Below are 24053 nucleotides of genomic sequence, written 5' to 3'. Positions count from 1 at the left end.
CACAGATCACAAAATTGAAACAAAGTGAAAAAATTTACTAACTAGGAAAGCAATAAATGATAGATAACAGACTTTTTGAAAAATATGATGGCCTTATTTTTGATATGGATGGCACCTTAATCGACACCATGCCAGTGCACGCCCGCGCGTGGAGTATGGTAGGGGAACAATTTGGTTATCGTTTTAACAGCCAAATTATGTATGATTTAGGTGGCGCAACCGTGAGCACTATCGCCTCAGCTATTATGCAAGATGCCGGTATGCCACAAGAACGTTTAAATGAAGTCATACAAGCAAAACGCAAACTTTCTTACGAATTGATTCCAACAGAATCAAAATTACTCCCAACCTTTGACGTAGTGCGTCATTACTATCAACAAAAGCCAATTGCGCTCGGCTCAGGTTCAAACCGCCAAATGATTGATATGTTGATGCAAAAATTAGATATCAAACATTACTTTAACGCCATTGTCAGTGCAGATGATGTGAAAGAACATAAACCGCATCCAGAAACCTTTTTACGCTGCGCAAAACTGGCAAAAGCTGAACCATCACGTTGTATCGTCTTTGAAGATGCTGATCTCGGCGTAAAAGCGGGATTAAATGCAGGGATGGATGTGTTTGATGTTAGAACGCGCGAGATTATTAGAGCCTAATGTGGGACATTTTCTCTTTCAGCTTTTGGGCTGATTTTTGGCAAACCTATGGCTTGTGGTTGATGTTTTTCAGCGCTTTCTTAAGTGCCACCATCTTGCCGGGTAATTCAGAAATTGTGTTTGTCTCCCTTGCTGCGCCAAAAGTATTGGTTGGGTCATTATTAAGTACGGATATTTTTTGGCTTGTTTTTCTGGCAACCGCAGGCAATACACTTGGCAGCCTCACCACTTACTGGATTGGTCGATGGTTTCCGAAAATTGACAGCAAAAATGACCGCACTTTATGGGCGATAAACAAAATACAACGCTATGGCGCCACCACTTTATTATTGAGCTGGTTGCCTATTATCGGGGATGTATTTTGCGCGGTAGCCGGTTGGCTTCGATTGAATTGGTTAAGTTGTTTGATTTTTATGACGATTGGAAAAGGATTGCGTTATATTGCCTTGCTCTTTTTCAGTTTACCTTTCGTGTCATAGCCGAGAATAGCCTTTGTGCATAACCTGATTGTGGGCTAGAATAAAGACGAATTGATATTCAACAGATAAAAAAAAGCCCCTTATCAAGTAAGGGGCAAATAACCTAAGGAACCAATTTTATTAAAACAACTGCAAGTTGCTTGTTCTATAAGACCGACGCTAAAAAGGAAAGTTCAAAGAAATTGTAAAAAATTTACAAAAACCTGCAATTAATTTACAAACCACTGATTTTAAAGGAAATAAATATGCCATTACTCGACAGTTTTAAAGTGGATCACACTCGTATGAACGCACCAGCCGTGCGCGTTGCCAAAACAATGCGTACCCCAAAGGGCGATGACATCACCGTTTTTGATCTTCGTTTTTGCATTCCAAACAAAGAAATTCTCCCATCAAAAGGGATTCACACCCTTGAGCATTTGTTTGCAGGCTTCATGCGTGACCATTTAAACAATGACAATGTAGAAATCATCGATATTTCCCCAATGGGCTGTCGTACAGGTTTTTACATGTCATTAATTGGCACACCAAACGAGCAACAAGTGGCTGATGCATGGTTAGCTTCTATGAAAGATATTTTAACCGTACAAGATCAAAACCAAATTCCTGAATTAAACGAATACCAATGCGGAACTTACACCGAGCATTCTTTAGAAGAAGCACATGAAATTGCTAAAAATGTGATTGCTCGCGGTGTGGGGATTAATAAAAATGACGATTTAGCACTTGATGAATCTTTCTTAAAATAAGGACACAACATGACAACCCTAGGTACAGCATTAACCCCGAATGCTATCAAAGTGATGATGCTTGGCTCTGGTGAACTGGGCAAAGAGGTGGTGATTGAATTGCAACGTTTAGGCGTGGAAGTAATTGCCGTCGATCGTTATGAAAACGCCCCAGCACAACAAGTGGCACATCGAGCTTATACGATTTCCATGCTAGATGGTGCAGCCCTCAAAGCCTTAGTGGAAAAAGAGCGCCCAGATTACATCGTGCCGGAAGTAGAAGCCATTGCGACTGATACGCTAGTGGAATTAGAACAAGCGGGTTTTAATGTTGTACCTACCGCCAAAGCCACCAAGCTCACCATGAATCGCGAAGGCATTCGCCGTTTAGCCGCTGAAGAGCTTGGCTTGCCAACTTCGCCTTATCAATTTGTCGATAACTTTGCTGACTTCCAAAGTGCGGTTGAAAAAATCGGTATTCCTTGCGTGGTGAAACCGATTATGTCCTCTTCTGGCCACGGCCAAAGTATTTTGAAATCCAAAGACGACTTACAAAAAGCCTGGGATTATGCTCAACAAGGTGGTCGAGCAGGCGCAGGACGCGTGATTGTAGAAGGATTTGTTAAATTCGATTATGAAATCACCTTGCTCACCGTTCGCCACATCAACGGCACCAGTTTCTTAGCGCCAATCGGCCATCGTCAAGAAGATGGCGACTATCGCGAATCTTGGCAGCCGCAAGCCATGTCTGATGTAGCGTTGAAAAAAGCACAAGACGTAGCAGAGAAAATTACCACAGCATTAGGTGGTCGCGGCATTTTCGGTGTGGAAATGTTTGTATGTGGTGATGAGGTGATCTTCAATGAAGTCTCCCCTCGCCCACATGATACCGGAATGGTCACGCTAATTTCTCAAGAATTATCTGAGTTCGCCTTACACGCGCGTGCAATTTTAGGCTTACCGATTCCAGAAATCACCCTTATTAGCCCATCAGCTTCCAAAGCCATTGTGGTGGAAGGTCAATCGAAAAACATGCAATTTGGCAATATCGCCGAAGTGTTAGCTGAACCGAATACTAATATTCGCATTTTCGGCAAAGGCGAAATCAATGGCCATCGCCGTTTAGGTGTCTTACTCGCTCGTGATATTTCTGTGGAAAAAGCAGTAGAAAAAGTAGAACGAGCTTACGCGAAGTTGGATGTGAAATTATAAGGTTTACTTAGCATAGGTATCGTTGAAAATACAAAAAAGTGCGGTCATTTTTCAGATTGTTTTTAAAATTTAAAAACTCCCAAATTTTTGACCGCACTCTATTTAAATAATAAATTCAATGCGTTATAAGTTACACTTTCCCTTATTCCTCTTAGGATCTTGATAGCCACATTCAGCGGGAGAAAGATATATATACCCCTTAGTATTCATACATTCATCAAGATTTTTATATCTTTTGTCATTTATTTGATAGTTTTGCGGATAGTAGTGTAAATTTATATCACCATACTTTCCTCCACAAGAAACAAGATCTTTCCATCGTTGTTTTGAGTTTGTATGTCCTAGTAGTTCTTTTTTTGATACCCTGCAATTAATGGATATTCTTTCCCCTTATCAACACAATTAACCATTTGTAGAGTATAAAAACATCCGTTTGAATACCAACATCCGTTTAATATAAAACAAAGAAGAAATAAGGTGTATCTCATTTTATTTACCTCCTATTTTCATCAAAAGTTCAAACATATCTGATGACATTGCATCCCCCACGATGGCGCGCGTTTCCTAACGCGTGCCTAAAACATCGATTTCGTTTGATTCAGATTTTTACTATTTTATTAACAACTTAATTCAGTTTTTCTATTTTTAGTTAGATATAAACAAGCATCAGGAAACGCACGCTATCTGAGATCACCTTACAAAGTGCGGTCAATCTTTTATTTGTTTTCATATAAATGGGTGACTAACTGACCATTTAAGTATTCCCCAATATATACTTGATTAACCGTAAGATTTTGCTTCGCTAATTCTGCTTTAACCCATTCTTCATCACGCCCAACCACGTCTAAAATATCCTCATCCAATTGCCCATCAATAATCAAGGGATAGCGTAAGTTTTCATCGCCATATTGAATAATAGAAAGTTGCCCATTTTGTTCAAATACTGCACGTTTAACCATCTTGATTTCATAAATGCCGGCGGCACGCAACTTAAACATGAGGTCATGTGCGGCAATACCATTTCTCATACACTCAGCCGTCTGAACTTTACCGTTTAAAATAACCCAAACCGGTTTCCCATCAATCAACGATTTAACAAATTGGTTATGATTCTTGATAAAACGAAGAGTGAAAATCAATAATGTCCACAACACAAGCACCAAAGAAAACTGGAAGACACCGATGTTATCACTATAAATCACGCCCCCAATAATGCCACCAAGCACATAGTTTTGAACCTGATCCATCGCCGAGGTCGGCGCGAGGTTGCCTTTGCCCATTAAGTTAATTTGAAGTACGAGTCCAACAATCCCCATGGCCAATTTTAAGCCTAATAATGTGTAGCCATCCATTATTTATCCTCCTTATCAATAACAGTAACATTAGGGTTCACCAAGTTAATTGGCGATAAGGAATACGCCGTAAAGTCATTGTTAAAATGAACTTCGAAATACTGATCCCGAATATTTAAAATCATCCCGTTAGCCAGCGTACGGCTATTTGTACGAATATCTTCTTTTTGTAAATTTTGACTGTCTTTCACTGAATTTAAAAAGGTAACAACACGAGAGGTGTCCGCCACATAGACTTCATTTTGTTGGTACTGATGATATTGCACACCAAGTAATAAAATGATCAATAAAAGGAAAATAATACTGAGATCGCGGTATTTAGTTTCTAACCGATTACGTAAATACAAGCTTGTTACTACAAGCAATGCACCCAGTGAGGCAAAAATAGCAATATATTTAAGATAACCTTGAAAAGAAATCGCATTTTCTAAAAAAGCAAAAGAGAAAAAAGACATCTTGAACTCCTAATTTGAAAGGAAAAAATGAGGTATAAATTTATCACAAAGAAGACTTGTTACCTACATCCAATTCGCTCCCCGATAACGCTTATCTCCCAACGCTGGCGCGGCATTTCCTAACGCGTGCAAAAAGCATCGATTTCATTTGATTTATATTCTCACCATTTTCATTAACAACTTTAGCTTGTTTATGTTTTATAACGATACAAGCATATCTTAGAGCCACATAAAATTTGGAAATACCCATTATCTAACTTGTAATTGATCAGCTGCTTCAATAAAAAAGTGTGGTCGAAATGATCTGACCACAAAAAGTTAGACTGTTATTTAAAGGATTGTTTTCGATATTGTAATCGTGTCAATTTGAGAGACAACAATCGCTAAGAATGCACCTGCACGACGAGCAGTTGGACCTGGTTTTGATTCATACGCATCAACCAAATCCCTAAACCAACGATGACGGCAATCAGCAGCCCTTGCCATTTAAAGCCAAGTTTGACTTCTACTGCTGGAATTTTACTTTCCATAGGATAGCTCCTAGATAAATAATAAAAATAACGCATCACACATAACAACCGTGACACAATCGATTAAATAGCGATCATAAAGATACCACTTATTTGGTATAATTAAAGATTTAAGAGATGTTTTTTATAAAATTTGATGCAGATTAAAAAATAATCTTTAAGAATGAAGAAATTGATTCACGCGTTCAAGCACGGCTTTTCTCACGTTATCCTTTTCAAAAAGGATTTCATGTTTTGCTTGAGGTACAAGCATAGATTCTGCATGCGGGAAAAGTGCGGTCAATTTTTCAAGGTTTTTGTTATCCACAATTTTTTCTTTTTCCGCTTGTAAAATAAGCACGGGTGTTTCCACTCTTGGAATGATTTTAGGGAGCGCTTTTATTGCATTTAAACACAAATGTACCCAACGGAATGTCGGGCCACCTAAGTGAATAGCAGTGCGTTTTCGATTAACTCGGTTCATCCATTTCATTCGCGTTTTAGAATGGCTAAGTTCATTAAGGTTTAAATCTGCCGGTTTGTAATGTCCTTTGCCAAAAACATAGCGATGACCTTGACCAAATGCCATCATTGTTGCAATGATGACTTCATCTCGTAATGGATGTTTCATTGGAACGCCAAAGAAAGGCGAAGAAAGCACAGCCTTTTTAATATGATGATCGTAATTGGCAAGATAATAGGTGGAAATCAAAGCGCCGAGGGAATGCGCAAGAATATATTGCGCTTGATAAGCATAAAGTGCGGTCACTTTTTCAATGACTTTTGCCATATCATCGGTATAAAAACGAAACTCATCTAAATGCCCTTTTTGAGGAATAATACGCTGTGAATAGCCTTGTCCTCGGTGATCGAAAAGTAATAGATCATAACCTTGTTGGTAAAAGTCGTAAGCCAACTCAGTCCATTTCAGCATATTTTCTGCTCGACCATTCACCAAAATCATCAATTTTCTGACCGCACTTTCAGGCTGAACCAAATGACGATAAGCCAATTTGATATTTCGTTCGCCAGAAAGATATTGCGTCGGAAATCGCTCAAAAAAAGGCAATAACTCTGCAAGGGCAAATTGATGAAAAAGAGGTTCTCTGATCATAATTTTCTAATGAAAAGGGCGTAGTAAATACGCCCTTTGTAGTGAAAGTAAAACTTACGCTACCAATTGTTTTAAGATACGGCGAACTGGCTCTGCAGCCCCCCATAATAATTGGTCACCTACAGTGAATGCTACTAGATATTCCGGACCCATTGCCAATTTACGTAAACGACCAACCGGTACGCTTAATGTACCTGTTACTTTAGCTGGGGTTAATTCACGTAATGTGGTTTCTTTGTCATTTGGAATCACTTTCACCCATTCATTATGTGATGCAATAATTTGTTCAATTTCTTCTAATGGTAAGTCTTTTTTCAGTTTGATAGTGAATGCTTGGCTATGGCAACGTAATGCACCGATACGCACACATAAACCATCAACAGGAATTGGATTGTCGCTTAAACCTAAGATTTTGTTGGTTTCTGCATAGCCTTTCCATTCTTCTTTCGTTTGTCCCGTTTCAGGGAGAAGTTTGTCAATCCAAGGAATTAAGCTTCCCCCTAATGCTGCACCGAAGTTATCGGTTGGGAAACTATCAGAACGCATTTCTGCAGTCACTTTACGTTCAATATCTAAAATTGACGAAGCAGGGTCTTTTAATTCACTTGAAACTGCTTGTTCTAATAAGCCCATTTGTGAAATCAATTCACGCATATTTTTTGCGCCCGCACCTGAAGCCGCTTGGTAAGTTGCCACAGAAATCCATTCCACCAAATCTTTCTCAAATAAACCACCGATAGCCATCAACATTAAGCTTACGGTACAGTTACCACCCACGAAAGTTTTAATGCCTTTTTTCAAGCCTTCAGAAATCACGTGTTGGTTTACTGGATCAAGCACGATAATTGCATCATCTTTCATACGTAGTGCAGAAGCGGCATCAACCCAATAACCATCCCAACCTGTTGCTTTTAATTTTGGATAGACTTCATTGGTGTAATCGCCTCCTTGGCAAGTCACGATAATGTCTAATTTTTTAAGTTCTTCAATGTCGAATGCGTTTTTAAGCTCACCCGCCTCTTTTCCTGCGAATACAGGGGCTTTTTGACCTGCTTGAGAAGTGGTGAAGAAAACTGGATTAATATTGGTAAAATCTTGCTCTTGCACCATACGATCCATTAATACGGAACCGACCATTCCGCGCCAACCGATAAAACCGACGTTTTTCATGAGTTTTTCCTTATTTTATGTTGTGTTGAATGGCTCTATTAATTACAGGCTTTATGCTACAAAATCAAGTTTTTTTAGAAAAAATGAGGCTTTGTTTAATTTTTATCAATAAAAAATCCCCTTTCGGGGATTTATTGATTATTTATCTGCTTTTTTCGTGGTTTTCTTTACCGTTTTTTCGGCTCAGATTTACCTTCAGATTTGACCGCACTTTTCTTTGTCGTTGTAGACTTTGTGGCCTTCTCTTTTGTCGTTGCGGATTTAGTCGCTTTTTTCTTTGGTTTTTCAGCTAAATTTGCTGCTTTCCATTCTTCAAATTTTTCAAGTAACACTTTACCCATTGGGCTTGGATCACCTGTAAATAAGGTTTGTAAGCCATTATTCTCAATGATATGACGACGAAGCTCTAAACGTTCTTGATGGTTTTCAGCTAAACGAATTGCACGTTCAACATATTCATCTACCGTATTTGCAATTAACCATTCCGGTAAACCTAAACGTTTGAATAACCCTTCATCAATATGTTCATGCACTTCTGCACCGGTTTTACATACCCCCACTAAACCTAATGTCACCATATCAATAATGCCATTAGTATTCCCGAATGGGAATGGGTTTACCATCATATCGCAGTTATGCAAAATTCGGAGATATTGATCATAAGGTGCATGTGGATGAGCTGTCGCATCATTGCCTAAATAAGATTTAATAAAACGCTCAACATAAGGATGCGTCACACCACTAGATTGACCTAGTGCAAAGTGGAAATGCACTTTCACATTAGCACGATCACGAATAGCCTTTAATGCTGCCAAGAAATATGGGTTAAGCTTCATTGTGGTAGAGGCAATACCAATATTCACCACTTCAGGGTTTTCACGTAAGCGATATTCTACATGTTGCGGCGCAAGCGCTGAAGGTACATAAGGTAAGGCATCTTTTGGTAAACGCAATAATTGCTCACTGAAGCATTTTTCAGAACCCACATAATCATCTTCCACTATTACATATTCAATAAAATCAGAATGGGTTGTAGCTGGGTGACCTAAAGCAATCACTTGAACTGGTGCAAGACGGGTATTACTTGCAAAAATGGTGTTTAAATCCATACCAATACTTGGCATATAAAAAATAGCCGCACCATTTTTCTCACAAATAACTTTTAAATTATCTAATTTAGAGACAATATTATTGCCTTCTAATACGTGAAATTCATCAAATACTGCTCGGCCTGCTTCATCTACTGTATCATTACCTACACCAATTAGGTAGAAACGTTCACGTGCAGCAATCATTGAAGTTGAATGCGTACGGTAAATTGAATGAGATGAATGGAAATGCTCCAATAACACCACCATTACTGGTTTACCATCACGTTCACCTAATTTAGTGACATCACGATCAATCCATCCACCTTGTAATAAATGGCGACGAATAACTTGGTTTAATGCTTTTTTCACCCAGTGTTTATTTTCAGCAACATCATAACTACAATGCATATACACATCATGTGAAATTGAACTTGGTACATTATTTAAGTTTTCGATCGTTGTTAATTTTTCAGGAAACCATTGTAAAATGGTGCTACGTTTAGAAAACGCTTGATCAGTCGCAATAAAACGTGGTGATTGCAATGCAAAGCAAAGGGATGCGCATAATTCTGGATCTAAATTCCATAAAGCATCAAAATTGACGTTCATATTCGATTCAGGCAAATACAAAATGCAAAATTTAATCAATGATGATCTTGCACTATCTAAGTGAAAATCTGATAAATTTGTTTTATCTGGATTGCGGTTATAAGCTTGCAACACATGATCCGCATTTACAAAGGGCGATGATGCAAAAATCATATTAATCCAACGTTGTAAGATAAAGAAACGTTGTGCCCCACCTTCAGAAATATCTAATTTAGGATCAGAAAATAACTCACTCATTGCTACCGCTACACGGGTGCATAAATGCTTAATTTTATCTTGTACTAATTCATCATTTAATTGGCTAGGATAATTAATTTCAATACCTTCAACGCCACCAAAATTAGTATCAATTTTGCTTAAAATATCCAGCAATTCAACGCAAGCTGATTCATAGCTTTTTGCTGCTACTTCCTGTTCAAAACGGATAACACTTGGTTGTTTTTGTGCTTCTGTCATTTATAAATTCCTTTGGTAAAAAATAAATAAAATGAATAATTAATAGGTTCCCCACAGATCATATTCATCTGAGTAGGTGATGGTTACTTTAATAAATTCGCCTACTTTCACAGGCGTACCACTTAGATTTTCAATATAAACTAAGCCATCAACTTCTGGTGCATCAGCTTTTGTACGGCCAATGATACCTTCGTCATCAATTTCATCCACAATTACATCAAGCGTTTGGCCAATTTTTTGTTTTAATCGTTCAGCCGAAATTTCTTGTTGCAACTGCATAAAGCGGTGGAAACGTTCTTCTTTTACCTCTTCAGGCACTTGGTCTGCCATTTCACTTGCAGGAGCGCCTTCTACTGGGCTAAATTTGAAACAGCCCACACGATCAAGTTGTGCTTCTTTTAAGAAATCCAATAACATTTGGAAATCTTCTTCTGTTTCACCCGGGAAACCTACAATGAAAGTTGAACGTAGGGTTAAATCTGGACAAATCTCACGCCATTGCTTGATACGCTCTAAAGTGCGGTCAATTTTTCCTGGTCTTTTCATCGCTTTTAAAATTTTTGGACTCGCATGTTGCAATGGAATATCCAAATAAGGCAACAATAGACCTTTTGCCATTAATGGAATTAAATCATCTACGTGAGGATAAGGATAAACGTAATGTAAACGTACCCAAATGCCTAATTTACCAAGTTGTTTACACAAGGTCATTAAGTCATTTTTAATTGGCATACCATTCCAGAAAGCCGTTTTCACGCCACCTTCTTTGCGTTGTGTATCCATCGCATAAGCTGAAGTATCTTGTGAAACGACCAACAATTCTTTCACACCCGCGTCAGCAAGACGTTTTGCTTCATCCAATACTTGCGTGATAGAGCGGCTTTCTAAATCCCCACGTAATGAAGGGATTATACAGAATGTACAACGATGATCACAGCCTTCTGAGATTTTCAAATAAGCATAGTGTTTTGGTGTTAATTTCACCCCTTGTTTTGGTACAAGGCTGGTGTAAGGATTATGCTCTGGCTTTGGTACATACTTGTGTACTTGTGCCATTACCGTTTCATAACTATGCGGACCGCTCACTTCCAATACTTTCGGGTGAACTTGGCGAATTTGATCTTCTTTCGCACCCAAGCAGCCCGTCACAATCACACGTCCGTTTTCTTCCAACGCCTCTCCAATGGCTTCTAGGGATTCCTGCACGGCACTATCAATAAATCCACAGGTATTTACAATGACCAAGTCTACATTTTCATAACTTGGCACAATGTTATACCCGTCAGTACGTAATTCAGTCAGAATACGTTCGGAATCCACTAAATTTTTAGGACACCCTAAACTTACAAAGCCAATATTCGGCGTTGATTTTTGCATAAATTTATTCTCAGCTATCATCATCTTTCAAAGCTCTAGATTTTACTCAATTTCAAGCCGAAAGGCGATAAATTAAAGGTAAATTGATTGTAAATTTGCCCATTAAACTCCTTTTTTCAGGTAGAATAATGCCTGTTTTTTTATTTACTCATATTCATTATTAACATGGAAAATTCTTTTCTTTTTTCGACCGCTCTTGAACAGACGGCTTATTTACTTATCCTAGGGAAAATGCTACTCGCACTTGTACTTGGCGGTATTATTGGCTTAGAACGTGAACTTAAACACAAACCTGTTGGGGTCAAAACCTGTGCCATTATTGCGGTGACGACTTGTGTACTGACTATTGTCTCCATTCAAGCCGCAGAGCATTACGCGCAAGTTTCAGATAATATTCGAACTGACCCTATGCGACTTGCCGCACAAGTAATCAGTGGTATTGGTTTCTTAGGTGCGGGTGTGATTTTACACAAGAAAAATGATGCTATTTCAGGCTTAACCACTGCAGCCATTATTTGGGCTGCGGCGGCTATCGGTGTGGCAACAGGTGCAGGCTTTATTTTTGATGCCATTATTGCCACTTTAATGATTTTAATCGCTATCCGTATCAGCCCGATTGTGCAACGTTATGTTCGTCGTAAAACCTATAAAAAACGTACTCGTTTAGCCATTCAACTGAGCTCTGCTAATGGCATCAGTAAAGTGACAGATTTATTATTGAAACACGATTACCGCATTGAAAATATCTCAGTCAAAGACCAAGCTAGCGGCGAAGTTCGCTTGCAAGTACGATGCTACAACATTGATAATGAAATGCTAAAAGATGTCTATACGCTGTTAAAAACAGAAGATGAAGTACTGAGTGTGGATGTAGAAAATTAAAATCAACTTAAAATAACACATTACTTCTATCGTAAAACCACTACTTGCTAGACAAAAAGTTAAAAACTTAAACTGGATAACATCATGAATTTACAAGATAATTTTGAGCAGCATACGCCGATGATGCAGCAATATCTCAAGTTAAAAGCAGAAAATCCTGATATTTTATTATTTTATCGAATGGGGGATTTTTACGAGCTTTTTTATGATGATGCAAAAAAAGCGGCGGCGTTGTTAGATATTTCTTTAACGAAACGTGGACAATCAGCAGGTAATCCAATTCCTATGGCGGGCGTGCCTTATCATGCGGTAGAAGGTTATTTAGCAAAATTAGTGCAATTAGGTGAACCTGTAGCCATTTGTGAGCAAGTGGGTGATCCCGCCACCTCAAAAGGCCCAGTTGAACGCAAAATTGTACGAATTGTGACACCAGGTACGGTAAGTGATGAAGCGCTTTTACCAGAACGCCAAGATAACTTAATTGTGGCCGTTTATCAGGAAAAAGAAAAATTTGGTCTAGCCACATTAGATATGACGTCTGGTCGTTTCCAGCTTTGTGAACCTCATTCAAAAGAAGCCTTACAAGCTGAATTACAGCGTATTAATCCCGTAGAATTACTTTATTGTGAAGATTTTGCCGAAATGGCTATTATCAAACATTATAAAGGTCTACGCCGTCGCCCAATTTGGGAATTTGAACTCAGCACTGCCATTTCAGAACTTAATCGTCAATTTGGTACGAAAGATTTACGTGCATTTGGTGTGGAAAAATCACCTCTTGGCTTGGCAGCAGCAGGCTGTTTATTGCAATATGCAAAAGAAACTCAACGTGCTTCTCTGCCACACATTCAAAGCATTAGTGTTATTCAAAATAACGATAATATTCAATTAGATGCCGAAACACGCCGAAATTTAGAACTCACTCAAAATCTTGCAGGTGGCACAGAAAATACACTTGCTTCGGTATTAGATAAATGTGTTACCCCAATGGGTAGCCGTTTGTTAAAACGTTGGATTCATCAGCCAATCCGTCAAACAGACATTCTATTAAAACGCCAAAAAACTATTGGTGAAATTATTGAGCAAGATTTATATCACGAATTGCAGCCTTATTTGCAACAAGTGGGGGATATGGAACGGATTCTTGCTCGTGTAGCACTGCGTTCTGCTCGTCCTCGTGATCTCACACGTTTACGAACTGCATTAGAACAAATTGAACCGATAAAATCACTGATTCATACAAAAATATCGTCAAATTTGACCGCACTTTCTGCACAAATTGATGATTTTTCCGCGCAAATCGAGCTACTTCAAAAAGCAATTATTGAAACTCCTCCATTATTAATTCGCGATGGTGGCGTTATTGCTGAAGGCTATAATGCAGAATTAGATGAATGGCGAACCCTTTCCGCTGGCGCAACGCAATATTTAGAAAATTTAGAACAACGCGAACGAGAAAGCACGGGTATTGATACCTTAAAAATTGGCTTTAATGCGGTGCATGGTTATTACATTCAAATTAGCCAAGGACAAGCCCATAAAGCACCTATTCATTATGTTCGCCGTCAAACATTAAAAAATGCCGAGCGCTATATTATTCCTGAATTAAAAGAATACGAAGATAAGGTTTTAAAATCAAAAGGGGCAGCGCTTGCTTTAGAAAAGCAACTTTATGATGAATTGTTTGATTTATTATTGCCACATTTAGGTCAATTACAATTAGCCAGCTTAGCATTGTCTGAATTGGATGTGTTAGTTAACTTAGCAGAGCGAGCAGAAACCTTAAATTATGTTGCACCACAATTTAGCGATGAAATTGGCGTAAAAATTGAAAATGGTCGCCATCCTGTGGTGGAACAAGTCTTAAAAGACCCCTTTATTGCCAACCCTGTTAATCTCAATCAGCAACGTCATTTACTGATTATTACTGGCCCAAATATGGGCGGTAAAAGTACCTATATGCGTCAAACAGCTTTAATCACATTGATGGCTTATATAGGCAGTTTTGTGCCGGCTGATAGTGCGGTTATTGGGCAAATTGATCGTATTTTTACTCGAATTGGCGCCTCTGATGATTTAGCCTCGGGTCGTTCTACATTTATGGTAGAAATGACAGAAATGGCGAATATTCTTCATCAAGCCACTTCACAAAGTTTAGTTCTGATTGATGAAATTGGACGAGGGACGTCTACTTATGATGGGCTTTCTTTAGCTTGGGCTTGTGCTGAATGGTTGGCGAAGAAAACTCGTTCACTTACATTATTTGCGACTCATTATTTTGAACTCACTGCGCTGCCAGAACAAATTGAAGGCATTGCTAATATTCATTTAGATGCATTAGAACATAACAATACCATCGCCTTTATGCACGCGGTTCAAGACGGTGCAGCAAGTAAAAGTTATGGCCTTGCTGTTGCAGCACTGGCTGGTGTGCCTCAATCTGTCATTAAACTGGCGAAGCAAAAATTGCATCAATTAGAAAAATTGTCGGCACAAAATGGTGATCAACAAATTCAACATTTAAGGGCGTTAAATCAACATCAAGGTGAATTGGCTTTTGAAGCCGAACCGGATGCTTTACGCGAAGCCATTGAGCAACTTGATCCAGATGAGTTAAGTCCAAAACAAGCCTTAGCTTATCTGTATCAATTGAAGAAAATGCTATAAGAAATAAAAAGAGCGGTCAAAAAATTCATTGTTTTTTATGACCGCTCTTTTATTTTCACTAATTTCTTAAAATCTCATAGATTTCAGAATCTTTTCTATCGAGATAATGGATGGATTGGATTTTACGAATGGTGCGTGATTTACCACGGATTAATAGGGTTTCTGTAGTTGCTAAGTTGCCACGACGAGAAATCCCTTTGAGCAATTCACCGTGCGTAATTCCCGTTGCAGCAAAAACAAGATTATCATCACGTACTAAATCTTCTAATTTTAAGATTTCATTGACCTTCACACCTAAGGCTTTACAACGTTGAACTTCTTCAGCGGCAATTTTACGGTTTTCTTCTGTATCGCCTTTCACTTCATTACGTGGAATAAGACGAGCTTGCATATCCCCACCTAATGCACGAATTGCAGCGGCAGCTGCCACACCTTCAGGTGCACCACCAATGCCATAAACCATATCCACTTCAGCATCTGGTAAACAACATAAAACCGAAGCGGCAACATCACCATCTGGAATGGCCATTACGCGAATACCTAGATTATGCATTTGCTTGATCACTTCATCATGGCGCGGTTTAGCAAGTACCATCACGGTTAAATCCGATAAGGATTTACCTAAACGAGAAGCTACACGGCGAAAATTTTGCTCAATCGGTAAACTTAAATCAATCATACCTTTCACTTCAGGACCAACAACCAATTTTTCCATATACATATCAGGTGCTTTTAAAAAAGTACGTTTACCACCAGCAGCCAACACTGAAATGGCATTTGATTGGCCCATTGCTGTCATTCGTGTGCCATCAATCGGATCAACCGCAATAGAAACGAGTTCACCATTACCTGACCCTACTTTTTCGCCAATATAAAGCATTGGTGCTTCGTCAATTTCCCCTTCTCCAATCACAATTTCACCGTCCATATGGATTAAATTCAACATATAACGCATGGCTTTGACTGCCGCCTCATCTGCCGCATTTTTATCACCACGTCCAAGCCAAGTATAAGCCGCTAATGCAGCTGCTTCGGTTACTCTTGAAAATTCAATAGCTAATGCACGATTCATTTTTCTCTCCCAATGCAAAAAGTCTCGTTATTTTATCACTAAGCAAACGTTTGCATAATAATTTTTGACAAGAGGCTTTTAAAAATGGGATTAAGTGGGTAGAATAAAGCAGTTTCGGACTTATTTTAAAAAAGGAAATCACTATGTCTTTAGAAATTTTAGATCAGCTTGAAGAAAAAATTAGACAAGCAGTAGAAACCATTCAATTACTTCAACTTGAAGTAGAAGAATTAAAAGAACAAAAAAATCAATCTCAACAAGCGGTAGAAGCGTTGCAACATGAAAACGAGCAGCTTAGAAATGAACACCGCAACTGGCAAGAACACATTCGTTCATTGTTAGGTAAATTCGACAACGTATAATGACTATAAAGGCTTAGAAAATCTAAGCCTTTTTTTATTAGGAAACAATATGAATATTTGCGTGATTTCAGGTAGCACGTTAGGCGGCGCTGAATATGTGGCGGAGCATTTAGAAGATGTATTAAAAACACAAGATTTTTCTACCGCACTTTTCCACGGACCAGAACTTGATGATGTGATTGATGAAAATATTTGGTTGATTATCACTTCAACACATGGCGCAGGTGAATTACCTGATAATTTGAAACCACTCTTTGAACAAATTTCGGCATCAGATAAAGATTTCTCTTCCCTCCGCTTTGCTGTTGTAGGCTTAGGTAATTCAGATTACGATACATTCTGTCATGCCGTGAATAAAGTCGAAACACAATTAAGTGAAAAAAGTGCGGTCAAAATCTGCGAGAGTTTAAAAATCGATGTCTTACATGTTGATGATCAAGAGCAATTTGCTGAAGATTGGTTACCACAATTTATTCATGCACTTTAATCATAATAAAGCGATAATTTGAGTTTATCGCTTTTTCTTTATCCATTATCTAAAAAAATTACCTGTGGATAACTTTAATAAAACCTGTCAAAAACTTGTTTTTTTCCACTGAGTAAATATGATGATTGTTTTAACTGTGGATAAAATCAAAGTTTATCCACAAGAAAAAACCTCCAAACTGACGACATTTCAACACAGTCTAAAATGATCTAACTTCTTCATTTAAAAAAGGAAAAGGATCTTATTCACAAGGTAAAAGGATCTTAATAGTAACAATAATAAGATCTTTATATATAAATAGATCTTATCTTTATTATCTCTCGATCTTCTCTTATCACCGATTGAATTCTTGCTTTCAAGCACACGTAATTTTCAGTAGAATAGCGCCTATTTTTAGATCGAAGATCAAATTGAAGACGAAGAGAGAGATATGTTTTACACCGAAAATTATGATGTGATCGTCATTGGAGGCGGTCATGCTGGTACAGAAGCGGCATTAGCACCAGCACGCATGGGATTAAAAACCCTGCTATTGACACATAATGTCGATACCCTAGGACAAATGTCATGTAACCCAGCCATTGGCGGCATTGGTAAAGGCCATTTAGTAAGAGAAATTGATGCGATGGGTGGTCTTATGGCTCACGCAGCGGATAAAGCCGGTATTCAATTTCGTACTTTAAACAGCAGTAAAGGGCCTGCTGTACGTGCAACTCGTGCTCAAGCTGACCGTGTGTTATATCGTCAAGCGGTACGCATCGCACTAGAAAATCAACCAAATTTAGATATTTTCCAGCAAGAAGTGACCGATATTTTAATTGAGCAAGATCGCGTTTGTGGTGTAGAAACCAAAATGGGGCTTAAATTCCGTGCTAAATCAGTTATTTTAACTGCCGGTACTTTCTTAGCGGGTAAGATCCATATTGGTTTAGAACATTATGAAGGTGGCCGAGCTGGTGATCCTGCTTCTGTAAATCTTTCACATCGATTAAGAGATCTAGGATTACGTGTAGATCGTCTTAAAACAGGTACACCACCACGTATTGATGCGCGTACGATCAATTTTGATATATTGGCTAAACAACATGGTGATGCTGTTTTACCCGTGTTTTCTTTTATGGGATCGGTATCTGATCACCCTCAACAAATTCCTTGTTATATCACGCACACTAATGAACAAACCCATGAAGTGATCCGTAATAACTTGGATCGCAGTCCAATGTATACCGGTGTGATTGAAGGGATTGGTCCACGTTATTGTCCATCCATTGAAGATAAAGTGATGCGTTTTGCAGATCGTAATTCACATCAAATTTATTTGGAACCAGAAGGCTTAACCAGTAATGAAGTTTATCCAAACGGGATCTCTACCAGTTTACCGTTTGACGTGCAAATGGGCATTGTGAATTCCATGAAAGGTTTGGAAAAAGCGCGCATCATTAAACCAGGTTATGCCATTGAATATGATTATTTTGATCCACGCGATTTAAAACCAACATTAGAAACTAAAGCTATTTCTGGTTTATTTTTTGCGGGTCAAATTAACGGTACAACGGGTTATGAAGAAGCGGCGGCACAAGGCTTGTTGGCTGGGATTAATGCGGGCCTTTACGTACAAGAGAAAGAGGCATGGTATCCACGTCGCGATCAATCTTATACAGGAGTATTGGTGGATGACCTTTGCACACTTGGTACCAAAGAACCATATCGCGTATTTACTTCTCGTGCAGAATACCGTTTGTTATTACGTGAAGATAATGCGGATATTCGTTTAACCCCGATTGCTCATGAATTAGGTTTAATTGATGAGGCTCGTTGGGCGCGCTTTAATCAAAAAATGGAAAATATAGAACAAGAACGCCAACGCTTACGTAGCATTTGGTTGCATCCGCGTTCTGAATATTTAGAAGAAGCGAATAAAGTGCTTGGTAGCCCACTTGTGCGTGAAGCCAGCGGTGAAGATTTATTGCGCCGTCCGGAAATGACCTACGATATTTTGACTTCTTTAACGCCATATAAACCGGCAATGGAAGATAGAGAAGCCGTAGAACAAGTGGAAATTGCCATTAAGTATCAAGGCTATATTGAGCATCAACAAGAAGAAATTGAAAAACAAAAACGCCACGAAAATACGGCAATTCCAGCTAACTTTGATTACAGCAAAGTGTCTGGTTTATCTAATGAAGTACGAGTGAAGTTAGAACAGCATCGTCCAGTTTCCATTGGTCAAGCAAGCCGAATTTCAGGTATAACGCCTGCTGCTATTTCAATTATTCTGGTGAATTTGAAAAAACAAGGCATGCTGAAACGTGGGGAGTAAACTTCTCAGGTATTGAAAGCAAAAGTGCGGTGAATTTTCATCGCACTTTTTTATATTACAAATTAAAAAGATGTAATTAGTAGGCTAAATTTTTGCTGAAATAAAAACACTAAGGATTTTAACTGCACTTTCAAGTAGAATGACGAAAAATAGACAAGATAGATAGAAAAATGAAAGCAAAACTCGAAAATTTACTGGCTCAAGCAGAAATTCAATTAACCGATCTGCAAAAAGATCAGCTGATTCAGTTGGTACAATTACTCAATAAATGGAACAAGGCCTATAATTTAACTTCTGTGCGTGATCCGCAAGAGATGTTAGTAAAACATATCTTGGATAGTATTGTTGTTAGTCCTTATTTACAAGGGGATCGTTTTATAGATGTAGGAACGGGTCCAGGCTTGCCAGGACTGCCTTTGGCCATTATTAATCCTACCAAGCAATTTGTCTTGTTAGATAGTTTAGGTAAGCGTATTAGCTTCATTCGAAATGCAGTACGTGAGTTAGGACTAACAAATGTAGAACCTGTTCTTAGCCGTGTTGAGGAATACCAACCTGAACAAAAATTCGACGGTGTATTAAGTCGAGCATTTGCTTCGTTAAAAGATATGACAGATTGGTGTCATCATTTGCCAAAAGAAAATGGGTATTTTTATGCTTTGAAAGGCATTTATCACGAAGATGAAGTTCAAGAATTAGACAAAAAATTCGAAGTAAAAGACGTGATTACTTTGAATGTCCCTGAACTTGTAGGTGAGCGACATTTAATCGTTTTACGATAAAACACACTTTTTTTACGGCAATTTTGTTAATTATTTTTTAAGATTGTGATTTATTTAACATTTTTTAGTGGTTTAAAAGTTGAAACTCTTTGTAGCACGGGTATAATTAGACAGTTTTTGTATTTTAAAAAATAAGATAATGTCTAAGGTTTTAACACAGGTTAAAAATCGATATCAAAAGGCGATAATCATTGAATCGGTTTGTCTTGTTGTTTTGGGGTTATTCCTTGCAATTTGGCAACGCCAAAGTGCGGTAGATTTTAGCTACGGTTTTTTAAGTGCCTTTTTGCCTTTTTGTACATTCATATTTATCATTTTTTACAGAAAACAAAATTTTTCAACAAAACTGACCGCACTTTATCGTGCTGAAGCAATAAAGTTTATTTTAACGATGGTTTTTATCATTATTGCCATCAAATGGTTATTCGTTATCAATTTTATTGCGTTTTTTGTTGGTTTTTTATTGGCATTAGTGCTGAATAATATTATTCCACTTATTCTCAATAAAATTTAACTTTGGGTTATTCTTCAGAACAAAGGATCGATTATGTCTGGACAAACTTCAATTGAATATATCCAACACCATTTAACTTATCTTACAGCAGGTGAAGGTTTTTGGACGTTTAATCTTGATACGTTTTTCTTCTCTGTGTTGTGTGGTTTCCTTTTCTTAGCTATTTTTTGTAAAGTGGCTAAAAAAGCAACAGCAGGTGTACCGAGTAAACTACAATGTGCTGTTGAAATGGCTGTAGAATGGATTGATGGTGTAGTAAAAGAAAATTATCACGGTAAACGAGATGTGATAGCGCCGTTGGCTTTAACCATTTTCGTATGGGTGATGATTATGAATACTATTGATTTGGTACCTGTGGATTATATTCCCCAGTTGTTTGCTATTATTACAGGTAAACATCATATTCCTGTACGAGCTGTGCCGACTACGGATATGAATATGACATTTGCAATGTCGATTTCAGTATTTGTGTTGATCCTTTTTTATACGATTAAATCTAAGGGTATTAAAGGTCTTGCAAAAGAATACACTTTACACCCTTTCAATCATTGGGCATTTATCCCTGTTAATCTTCTTCTTGAATCCGTGACGTTGATCTCAAAGCCTGTTTCATTAGCACTTCGTTTATTCGGAAATATGTATGCTGGTGAGCTGATCTTTATTTTGATTGCCGTGATGTATTCAGCCAATGCGTTTGTGGCTGCACTGGGTGTGCCATTGCAGTTGGTGTGGGCGATTTTCCATATTTTGGTTATCGCATTACAAGCCTTCGTCTTTATGATGCTTACTGTGGTTTACCTGAGTATTGCATATAATAAAGCGGAACATTAATTTTTATTTTTTATTTAACAACTCAACTCTCAACAACGGAGAAAATTTATGGAAACTGTAATTAGTGCAACAATCATTGCTTCTGCGATTATGCTTGCTTTTGCTGCGTTAGGTACTGCAATTGGCTTTGGTCTTCTTGGCGGTAAATATCTTGAGTCTGCCGCTCGTCAGCCTGAATTAGCTAATTCACTACTTACTAAGATGTTTATTGTTGCAGGCCTTCTTGATGCGATTGCGATGATCGCGGTAGGTATCGGTTTATATTTCGCATTCGCAAATCCATTTGCTGCATTATTAGGTTAATAAACAACAAATTTCCTAATTAACGAAGGAGGTATGTTGTGAATATTAATGCAACATTAATTGGTCAAACCATCGCCTTTATTATTTTTGTATGGTTTTGTGTGAAATTTGTTTGGCCACCAATTATTAATGCGATTGAAACTCGTCAAAGTCAAATTGCGAACGCTTTAGCGTCAGCTGAAGCAGCTAAAAAAGAGCAAGCAGATACGAAAAATCTTGTTGAACAAGAACTTTCAGCTGCAAAAGTACAAGCTCAAGACATTTTAGATGCTGCGAATAAACGTCGCAATGAAGTATTAGACGAAGTGAAGGCAGAAGCCGAAGAACTAAAAGCAAAAATTATTGCTCAAGGTTATGCTGAAGTAGAAGCAGAACGTAAACGTGTTCAAGAAGAATTACGTGTTAAAGTGGCTTCATTGGCAGTGGCTGGTGCTGAGAAAATTGTGGGTCGTTCTATTGATGAAGCGGCAAACAATGACATTATTGATAAATTAGTTGCAGAGTTATAAGAGGCTTAGCTTATGTCAGAATTAACTACAATAGCTCGCCCTTATGCAAAAGCTGCATTCGACTTTGCCATTGAACAAAGTGCGGTCGAAAAATGGACTGATATGTTAGGTTTTGCTGCAGCCGTAGCTGAAGATGAAACGGTAAAAGCTTACTTAAGTAGTTCTCTTTCTGCACAGAAATTAGCTGATACAGTAATTTCTATTTGTGGCGAACAATTGGATCAATATGGGCAAAATCTTATTCGGTTAATGGCTGAAAATAAGCGTTTGAGTGCGATTCCTACCGTGTTTGAAGAATTTAAACATTATGTGGAAGAACATCAAGCTATTGCAGAAGTTGAAGTAATTTCTGCACAACCATTGAATGCAACACAAATCGAAAAAATTGCAGCTGCAATGGAAAAAAGATTAGCTCGCAAAGTGAAATTAAATTGCAATGTAGATAGCTCACTGATTGCCGGTGTGGTTATTCGTACTGAAGACTTTGTGATTGACGGAAGTAGCCGTGGGCAACTTGCTCGTCTCGCAAATGAGTTGCAATTATAAGAGGAATACAAGATGCAACTAAATTCAACTGAAATTAGTGAATTGATTAAAAAACGCATCGCTCAATTTGACGTGGTGAGCGAAGCCCGTAATACAGGGACTATTGTTTCTGTAAGTGACGGGATTATTCGTATTCATGGCTTAAGCGATGTGATGCAAGGCGAAATGATCGCCTTACCAGGCAACCGTTACGCAATGGCACTTAACCTTGAACGTGATTCTGTTGGTGCGGTAGTAATGGGCCCTTACGCAGATTTAGCTGAAGGTATGGAAGTACAATGTACTGGCCGTATTCTTGAAGTACCAGTTGGTCGTGGTTTATTAGGTCGTGTGGTAAATACACTTGGTCAACCAATCGATGGTAAAGGTGAAATTGAAAACGATGGTTTCTCTCCTGTTGAAGTGATTGCACCAGGTGTTATCGATCGTAAATCTGTTGATCAGCCTGTACAAACCGGTTATAAAGCGGTTGACTCCATGGTTCCAATCGGTCGTGGTCAACGTGAGTTAATCATCGGTGACCGTCAAACTGGTAAAACAGCATTAGCAATCGACGCTATCATTAACCAACGTGATTCAGGTATTAAATGTATCTATGTAGCGATCGGTCAAAAAGCTTCGACTATTGCAAACGTAGTGCGTAAATTAGAAGAGCACGGTGCACTTGAAAACACTATCGTTGTTGCGGCATCTGCATCTGAATCAGCTGCCTTACAATATTTAGCACCTTATGCTGGTTGTGCAATGGGTGAATATTTCCGTGATCGCGGTGAAGATGCGTTAATCGTTTACGATGACTTATCAAAACAAGCCGTTGCTTATCGTCAAATTTCATTATTATTACGTCGTCCACCAGGTCGTGAAGCATATCCAGGTGACGTATTCTATCTACACTCACGTTTACTTGAACGTGCAGCACGTGTAAATGAAGAATACGTAGAAAAATTTACTCAAGGTGCAGTAAAAGGAAAAACAGGTTCTTTAACCGCTCTTCCTATCATTGAAACTCAAGCGGGTGACGTTTCTGCATTCGTTCCAACCAACGTAATTTCGATTACCGATGGTCAGATTTTCTTAGAATCTAACTTGTTTAACTCTGGTATTCGTCCAGCGGTAAACCCTGGTATTTCGGTATCTCGTGTGGGTGGTTCTGCACAAACTAAAGTAGTGAAAAAATTAGCTGGTGGTATCCGTACCGCATTAGCTCAGTATCGTGAATTAGCGGCGTTTGCTCAGTTTGCATCTGACCTTGATGATGCTACACGCAAACAACTTTCTCACGGTGAAAAAGTCACTGAATTATTGAAACAAAAACAATATGTACCGCTTAGCGTAGCAGACCAATCTGTGTTGCTTTTCGCGGTTGAGTTTGGCTATTTAGAAGATGTGGAATTGCAAAAAATTGCAAGTTTTGAAGCCGCACTTTTAGATTATGCTCGCCGTAACCACAGCGAGTTTATGGCTGAATTGACCAAAACCGGTAACTACAATGATGAAGTTAAAGCATCATTGAAAGCGATTTTGGATAACTTTAAAGCCAACAGCGCGTGGTAAAAGTAACGGAGAAATA

24 protein-coding genes are annotated in these 24053 nt (G+C 38.4%); 16 read left to right on the top strand and 8 right to left on the bottom strand.

The genetic code is table 11. The features are described 5' to 3' along the window. The first annotated feature begins 56 nt into the window (after nucleotides 1-56). From DPV97_RS07360 to purT, 4 genes are all read left to right on the top strand, one after another. On the top strand, nucleotides 57-656 hold the full coding sequence (locus DPV97_RS07360) for a beta-phosphoglucomutase family hydrolase (protein WP_070713289.1): 600 nt from the start codon (nucleotides 57-59) through the stop codon (nucleotides 654-656). Continuing rightward, on the top strand, nucleotides 656-1135 hold the full coding sequence (locus DPV97_RS07355; protein ID WP_070713290.1) for a YqaA family protein: 480 nt from the start codon (nucleotides 656-658) through the stop codon (nucleotides 1133-1135). The genes DPV97_RS07360 and DPV97_RS07355 overlap by 1 nt, the downstream gene beginning before the upstream one ends. A 245-nt stretch (nucleotides 1136-1380) precedes the next feature. Further along, nucleotides 1381-1884 (top strand): S-ribosylhomocysteine lyase, encoded by a 504-nt coding sequence (gene luxS / locus DPV97_RS07350; RefSeq protein WP_070713293.1) that lies wholly within the window; start codon nucleotides 1381-1383, stop codon nucleotides 1882-1884. 9 nt (nucleotides 1885-1893) lie between these two features. Next, nucleotides 1894-3075, top strand: coding sequence for a formate-dependent phosphoribosylglycinamide formyltransferase (purT, locus tag DPV97_RS07345; RefSeq protein ID WP_070713295.1), 1182 nt, complete (start codon nucleotides 1894-1896; stop codon nucleotides 3073-3075). A 716-nt stretch (nucleotides 3076-3791) separates the two neighbouring features. Here the strand turns inward: purT and DPV97_RS07335 are convergent. From DPV97_RS07335 to rimO, 7 genes are all read right to left on the bottom strand, one after another. After that, nucleotides 3792-4427, bottom strand: a complete 636-nt coding sequence (locus DPV97_RS07335; protein WP_070713299.1) for a DUF421 domain-containing protein — start codon at nucleotides 4425-4427, stop codon at nucleotides 3792-3794. Continuing rightward, complete coding sequence (locus DPV97_RS07330; RefSeq protein ID WP_049364259.1) at nucleotides 4427-4882, bottom strand: DUF3290 family protein; 456 nt, start codon at nucleotides 4880-4882, stop codon at nucleotides 4427-4429. Before DPV97_RS07330 ends, DPV97_RS07335 begins: the two co-directional genes overlap by 1 nt. Before the next feature lie 383 nt (nucleotides 4883-5265). Then, nucleotides 5266-5448: a hypothetical protein gene (locus tag DPV97_RS09670; RefSeq protein WP_243585222.1), complete on the bottom strand. Its 183-nt coding sequence runs from the start codon at nucleotides 5446-5448 to the stop codon at nucleotides 5266-5268. A gap of 121 nt (nucleotides 5449-5569) precedes the next feature. Continuing rightward, nucleotides 5570-6505 (bottom strand): alpha/beta fold hydrolase, encoded by a 936-nt coding sequence (locus DPV97_RS07320; protein WP_070713302.1) that lies wholly within the window; start codon nucleotides 6503-6505, stop codon nucleotides 5570-5572. Between the two features lie 54 nt (nucleotides 6506-6559). Then, the gene (gene asd, locus DPV97_RS07315) at nucleotides 6560-7675 is read right to left on the bottom strand and encodes an aspartate-semialdehyde dehydrogenase (RefSeq protein WP_070713305.1); all 1116 of its coding nucleotides are present in this window, start codon (nucleotides 7673-7675) and stop codon (nucleotides 6560-6562) included. Nucleotides 7676-7842: 167 nt separating this feature from the next. Beyond that, entirely contained in the window at nucleotides 7843-9831 is a 1989-nt protein-coding gene (locus DPV97_RS07310; RefSeq protein WP_111382939.1) for a UDP-glucose:protein N-beta-glucosyltransferase, read from the bottom strand. A 39-nt stretch (nucleotides 9832-9870) separates the two neighbouring features. Continuing rightward, the gene (gene rimO / locus DPV97_RS07305) at nucleotides 9871-11208 is read right to left on the bottom strand and encodes a 30S ribosomal protein S12 methylthiotransferase RimO (RefSeq protein ID WP_070713307.1); all 1338 of its coding nucleotides are present in this window, start codon (nucleotides 11206-11208) and stop codon (nucleotides 9871-9873) included. A 165-nt stretch (nucleotides 11209-11373) separates the two neighbouring features. Between rimO and DPV97_RS07300 the strand changes: the two genes are divergently transcribed. Continuing rightward, the gene (locus DPV97_RS07300; RefSeq protein ID WP_014064479.1) at nucleotides 11374-12090 is read left to right on the top strand and encodes an MgtC/SapB family protein; all 717 of its coding nucleotides are present in this window, start codon (nucleotides 11374-11376) and stop codon (nucleotides 12088-12090) included. Nucleotides 12091-12174: 84 nt separating this feature from the next. Further along, nucleotides 12175-14757: a DNA mismatch repair protein MutS gene (gene mutS / locus DPV97_RS07295; protein ID WP_111382937.1), complete on the top strand. Its 2583-nt coding sequence runs from the start codon at nucleotides 12175-12177 to the stop codon at nucleotides 14755-14757. A 58-nt stretch (nucleotides 14758-14815) separates the two neighbouring features. On the opposite strand, the gene glpX is transcribed toward mutS, so the two are convergent. Next, the gene (gene glpX, locus DPV97_RS07290) at nucleotides 14816-15829 is read right to left on the bottom strand and encodes a class II fructose-bisphosphatase (protein WP_070713311.1); all 1014 of its coding nucleotides are present in this window, start codon (nucleotides 15827-15829) and stop codon (nucleotides 14816-14818) included. A gap of 143 nt (nucleotides 15830-15972) precedes the next feature. On the opposite strand from glpX, the gene DPV97_RS07285 reads away from it, so the two are divergent. From DPV97_RS07285 to atpA, 10 genes are all read left to right on the top strand, one after another. Beyond that, nucleotides 15973-16191, top strand: a complete 219-nt coding sequence (locus DPV97_RS07285) for a cell division protein ZapB (protein WP_014064476.1) — start codon at nucleotides 15973-15975, stop codon at nucleotides 16189-16191. 49 nt (nucleotides 16192-16240) lie between these two features. Then, nucleotides 16241-16678, top strand: coding sequence for an FMN-binding protein MioC (gene mioC, locus DPV97_RS07280; protein ID WP_070713314.1), 438 nt, complete (start codon nucleotides 16241-16243; stop codon nucleotides 16676-16678). 430 nt (nucleotides 16679-17108) lie between these two features. Continuing rightward, nucleotides 17109-18998, top strand: a complete 1890-nt coding sequence (gene mnmG, locus DPV97_RS07275; protein WP_070713316.1) for a tRNA uridine-5-carboxymethylaminomethyl(34) synthesis enzyme MnmG — start codon at nucleotides 17109-17111, stop codon at nucleotides 18996-18998. 170 nt (nucleotides 18999-19168) lie between these two features. Beyond that, a complete protein-coding gene (gene rsmG, locus DPV97_RS07270) occupies nucleotides 19169-19780 on the top strand; it encodes a 16S rRNA (guanine(527)-N(7))-methyltransferase RsmG (RefSeq protein WP_049364251.1) in 612 nt (203 codons plus the stop codon). A 139-nt stretch (nucleotides 19781-19919) separates the two neighbouring features. Further along, nucleotides 19920-20294: an ATP synthase subunit I gene (locus DPV97_RS07265; RefSeq protein ID WP_049364250.1), complete on the top strand. Its 375-nt coding sequence runs from the start codon at nucleotides 19920-19922 to the stop codon at nucleotides 20292-20294. Between the two features lie 33 nt (nucleotides 20295-20327). Next, nucleotides 20328-21125 (top strand): F0F1 ATP synthase subunit A, encoded by a 798-nt coding sequence (gene atpB, locus DPV97_RS07260; protein ID WP_070713319.1) that lies wholly within the window; start codon nucleotides 20328-20330, stop codon nucleotides 21123-21125. 48 nt (nucleotides 21126-21173) lie between these two features. Next, on the top strand, nucleotides 21174-21428 hold the full coding sequence (gene atpE / locus DPV97_RS07255; RefSeq protein ID WP_005632219.1) for a F0F1 ATP synthase subunit C: 255 nt from the start codon (nucleotides 21174-21176) through the stop codon (nucleotides 21426-21428). Between the two features lie 38 nt (nucleotides 21429-21466). After that, on the top strand, nucleotides 21467-21937 hold the full coding sequence (atpF, locus tag DPV97_RS07250; protein ID WP_049364248.1) for a F0F1 ATP synthase subunit B: 471 nt from the start codon (nucleotides 21467-21469) through the stop codon (nucleotides 21935-21937). Between the two features lie 12 nt (nucleotides 21938-21949). Then, nucleotides 21950-22483, top strand: a complete 534-nt coding sequence (gene atpH, locus DPV97_RS07245) for a F0F1 ATP synthase subunit delta (protein ID WP_049364247.1) — start codon at nucleotides 21950-21952, stop codon at nucleotides 22481-22483. 12 nt (nucleotides 22484-22495) lie between these two features. Next, entirely contained in the window at nucleotides 22496-24037 is a 1542-nt protein-coding gene (gene atpA, locus DPV97_RS07240) for a F0F1 ATP synthase subunit alpha (RefSeq protein WP_070713322.1), read from the top strand. Nucleotides 24038-24053: the final 16 nt, after the last annotated feature.

It is taken from the genome of Haemophilus parainfluenzae (assembly GCF_003253005.1).
In the GTDB taxonomy this organism is placed as follows: domain Bacteria; phylum Pseudomonadota; class Gammaproteobacteria; order Enterobacterales; family Pasteurellaceae; genus Haemophilus_D; species Haemophilus_D parainfluenzae_M.
The sequence above is the reverse complement of the archived record's forward strand: the minus strand, read 5'-3'. Positions and strand labels throughout refer to the sequence as shown.

Bases quoted from the DNA above. Each gene is read 5' to 3' on its own strand.
- mioC (WP_070713314.1), top strand. From the start codon at position 16,241: ATGAATATTTGCGTGATTTCAGGTAGCACGTTAGGCGGCGCTGAATAT.
- atpA (WP_070713322.1), top strand. From the start codon at position 22,496: ATGCAACTAAATTCAACTGAAATTAGTGAATTGATTAAAAAACGCATC.
- rimO (WP_070713307.1), bottom strand. From the start codon at position 11,208: ATGCAAAAATCAACGCCGAATATTGGCTTTGTAAGTTTAGGGTGTCCT.
- atpB (WP_070713319.1), top strand. From the start codon at position 20,328: ATGTCTGGACAAACTTCAATTGAATATATCCAACACCATTTAACTTAT.
- DPV97_RS07320 (WP_070713302.1), bottom strand. From the start codon at position 6,505: ATGATCAGAGAACCTCTTTTTCATCAATTTGCCCTTGCAGAGTTATTG.
- glpX (WP_070713311.1), bottom strand. From the start codon at position 15,829: ATGAATCGTGCATTAGCTATTGAATTTTCAAGAGTAACCGAAGCAGCT.
- DPV97_RS07360 (WP_070713289.1), top strand. From the start codon at position 57: ATGATAGATAACAGACTTTTTGAAAAATATGATGGCCTTATTTTTGAT.
- DPV97_RS07285 (WP_014064476.1), top strand. From the start codon at position 15,973: ATGTCTTTAGAAATTTTAGATCAGCTTGAAGAAAAAATTAGACAAGCA.
- atpH (WP_049364247.1), top strand. From the start codon at position 21,950: ATGTCAGAATTAACTACAATAGCTCGCCCTTATGCAAAAGCTGCATTC.
- DPV97_RS07265 (WP_049364250.1), top strand. From the start codon at position 19,920: ATGTCTAAGGTTTTAACACAGGTTAAAAATCGATATCAAAAGGCGATA.
- luxS (WP_070713293.1), top strand. From the start codon at position 1,381: ATGCCATTACTCGACAGTTTTAAAGTGGATCACACTCGTATGAACGCA.
- mutS (WP_111382937.1), top strand. From the start codon at position 12,175: ATGAATTTACAAGATAATTTTGAGCAGCATACGCCGATGATGCAGCAA.
- DPV97_RS07330 (WP_049364259.1), bottom strand. From the start codon at position 4,882: ATGTCTTTTTTCTCTTTTGCTTTTTTAGAAAATGCGATTTCTTTTCAA.
- purT (WP_070713295.1), top strand. From the start codon at position 1,894: ATGACAACCCTAGGTACAGCATTAACCCCGAATGCTATCAAAGTGATG.
- DPV97_RS07335 (WP_070713299.1), bottom strand. From the start codon at position 4,427: ATGGATGGCTACACATTATTAGGCTTAAAATTGGCCATGGGGATTGTT.
- DPV97_RS07300 (WP_014064479.1), top strand. From the start codon at position 11,374: ATGGAAAATTCTTTTCTTTTTTCGACCGCTCTTGAACAGACGGCTTAT.
- mnmG (WP_070713316.1), top strand. From the start codon at position 17,109: ATGTTTTACACCGAAAATTATGATGTGATCGTCATTGGAGGCGGTCAT.
- DPV97_RS07310 (WP_111382939.1), bottom strand. From the start codon at position 9,831: ATGACAGAAGCACAAAAACAACCAAGTGTTATCCGTTTTGAACAGGAA.
- rsmG (WP_049364251.1), top strand. From the start codon at position 19,169: ATGAAAGCAAAACTCGAAAATTTACTGGCTCAAGCAGAAATTCAATTA.
- DPV97_RS07355 (WP_070713290.1), top strand. From the start codon at position 656: ATGTGGGACATTTTCTCTTTCAGCTTTTGGGCTGATTTTTGGCAAACC.
- DPV97_RS09670 (WP_243585222.1), bottom strand. From the start codon at position 5,448: ATGCGTTATTTTTATTATTTATCTAGGAGCTATCCTATGGAAAGTAAA.
- atpE (WP_005632219.1), top strand. From the start codon at position 21,174: ATGGAAACTGTAATTAGTGCAACAATCATTGCTTCTGCGATTATGCTT.
- asd (WP_070713305.1), bottom strand. From the start codon at position 7,675: ATGAAAAACGTCGGTTTTATCGGTTGGCGCGGAATGGTCGGTTCCGTA.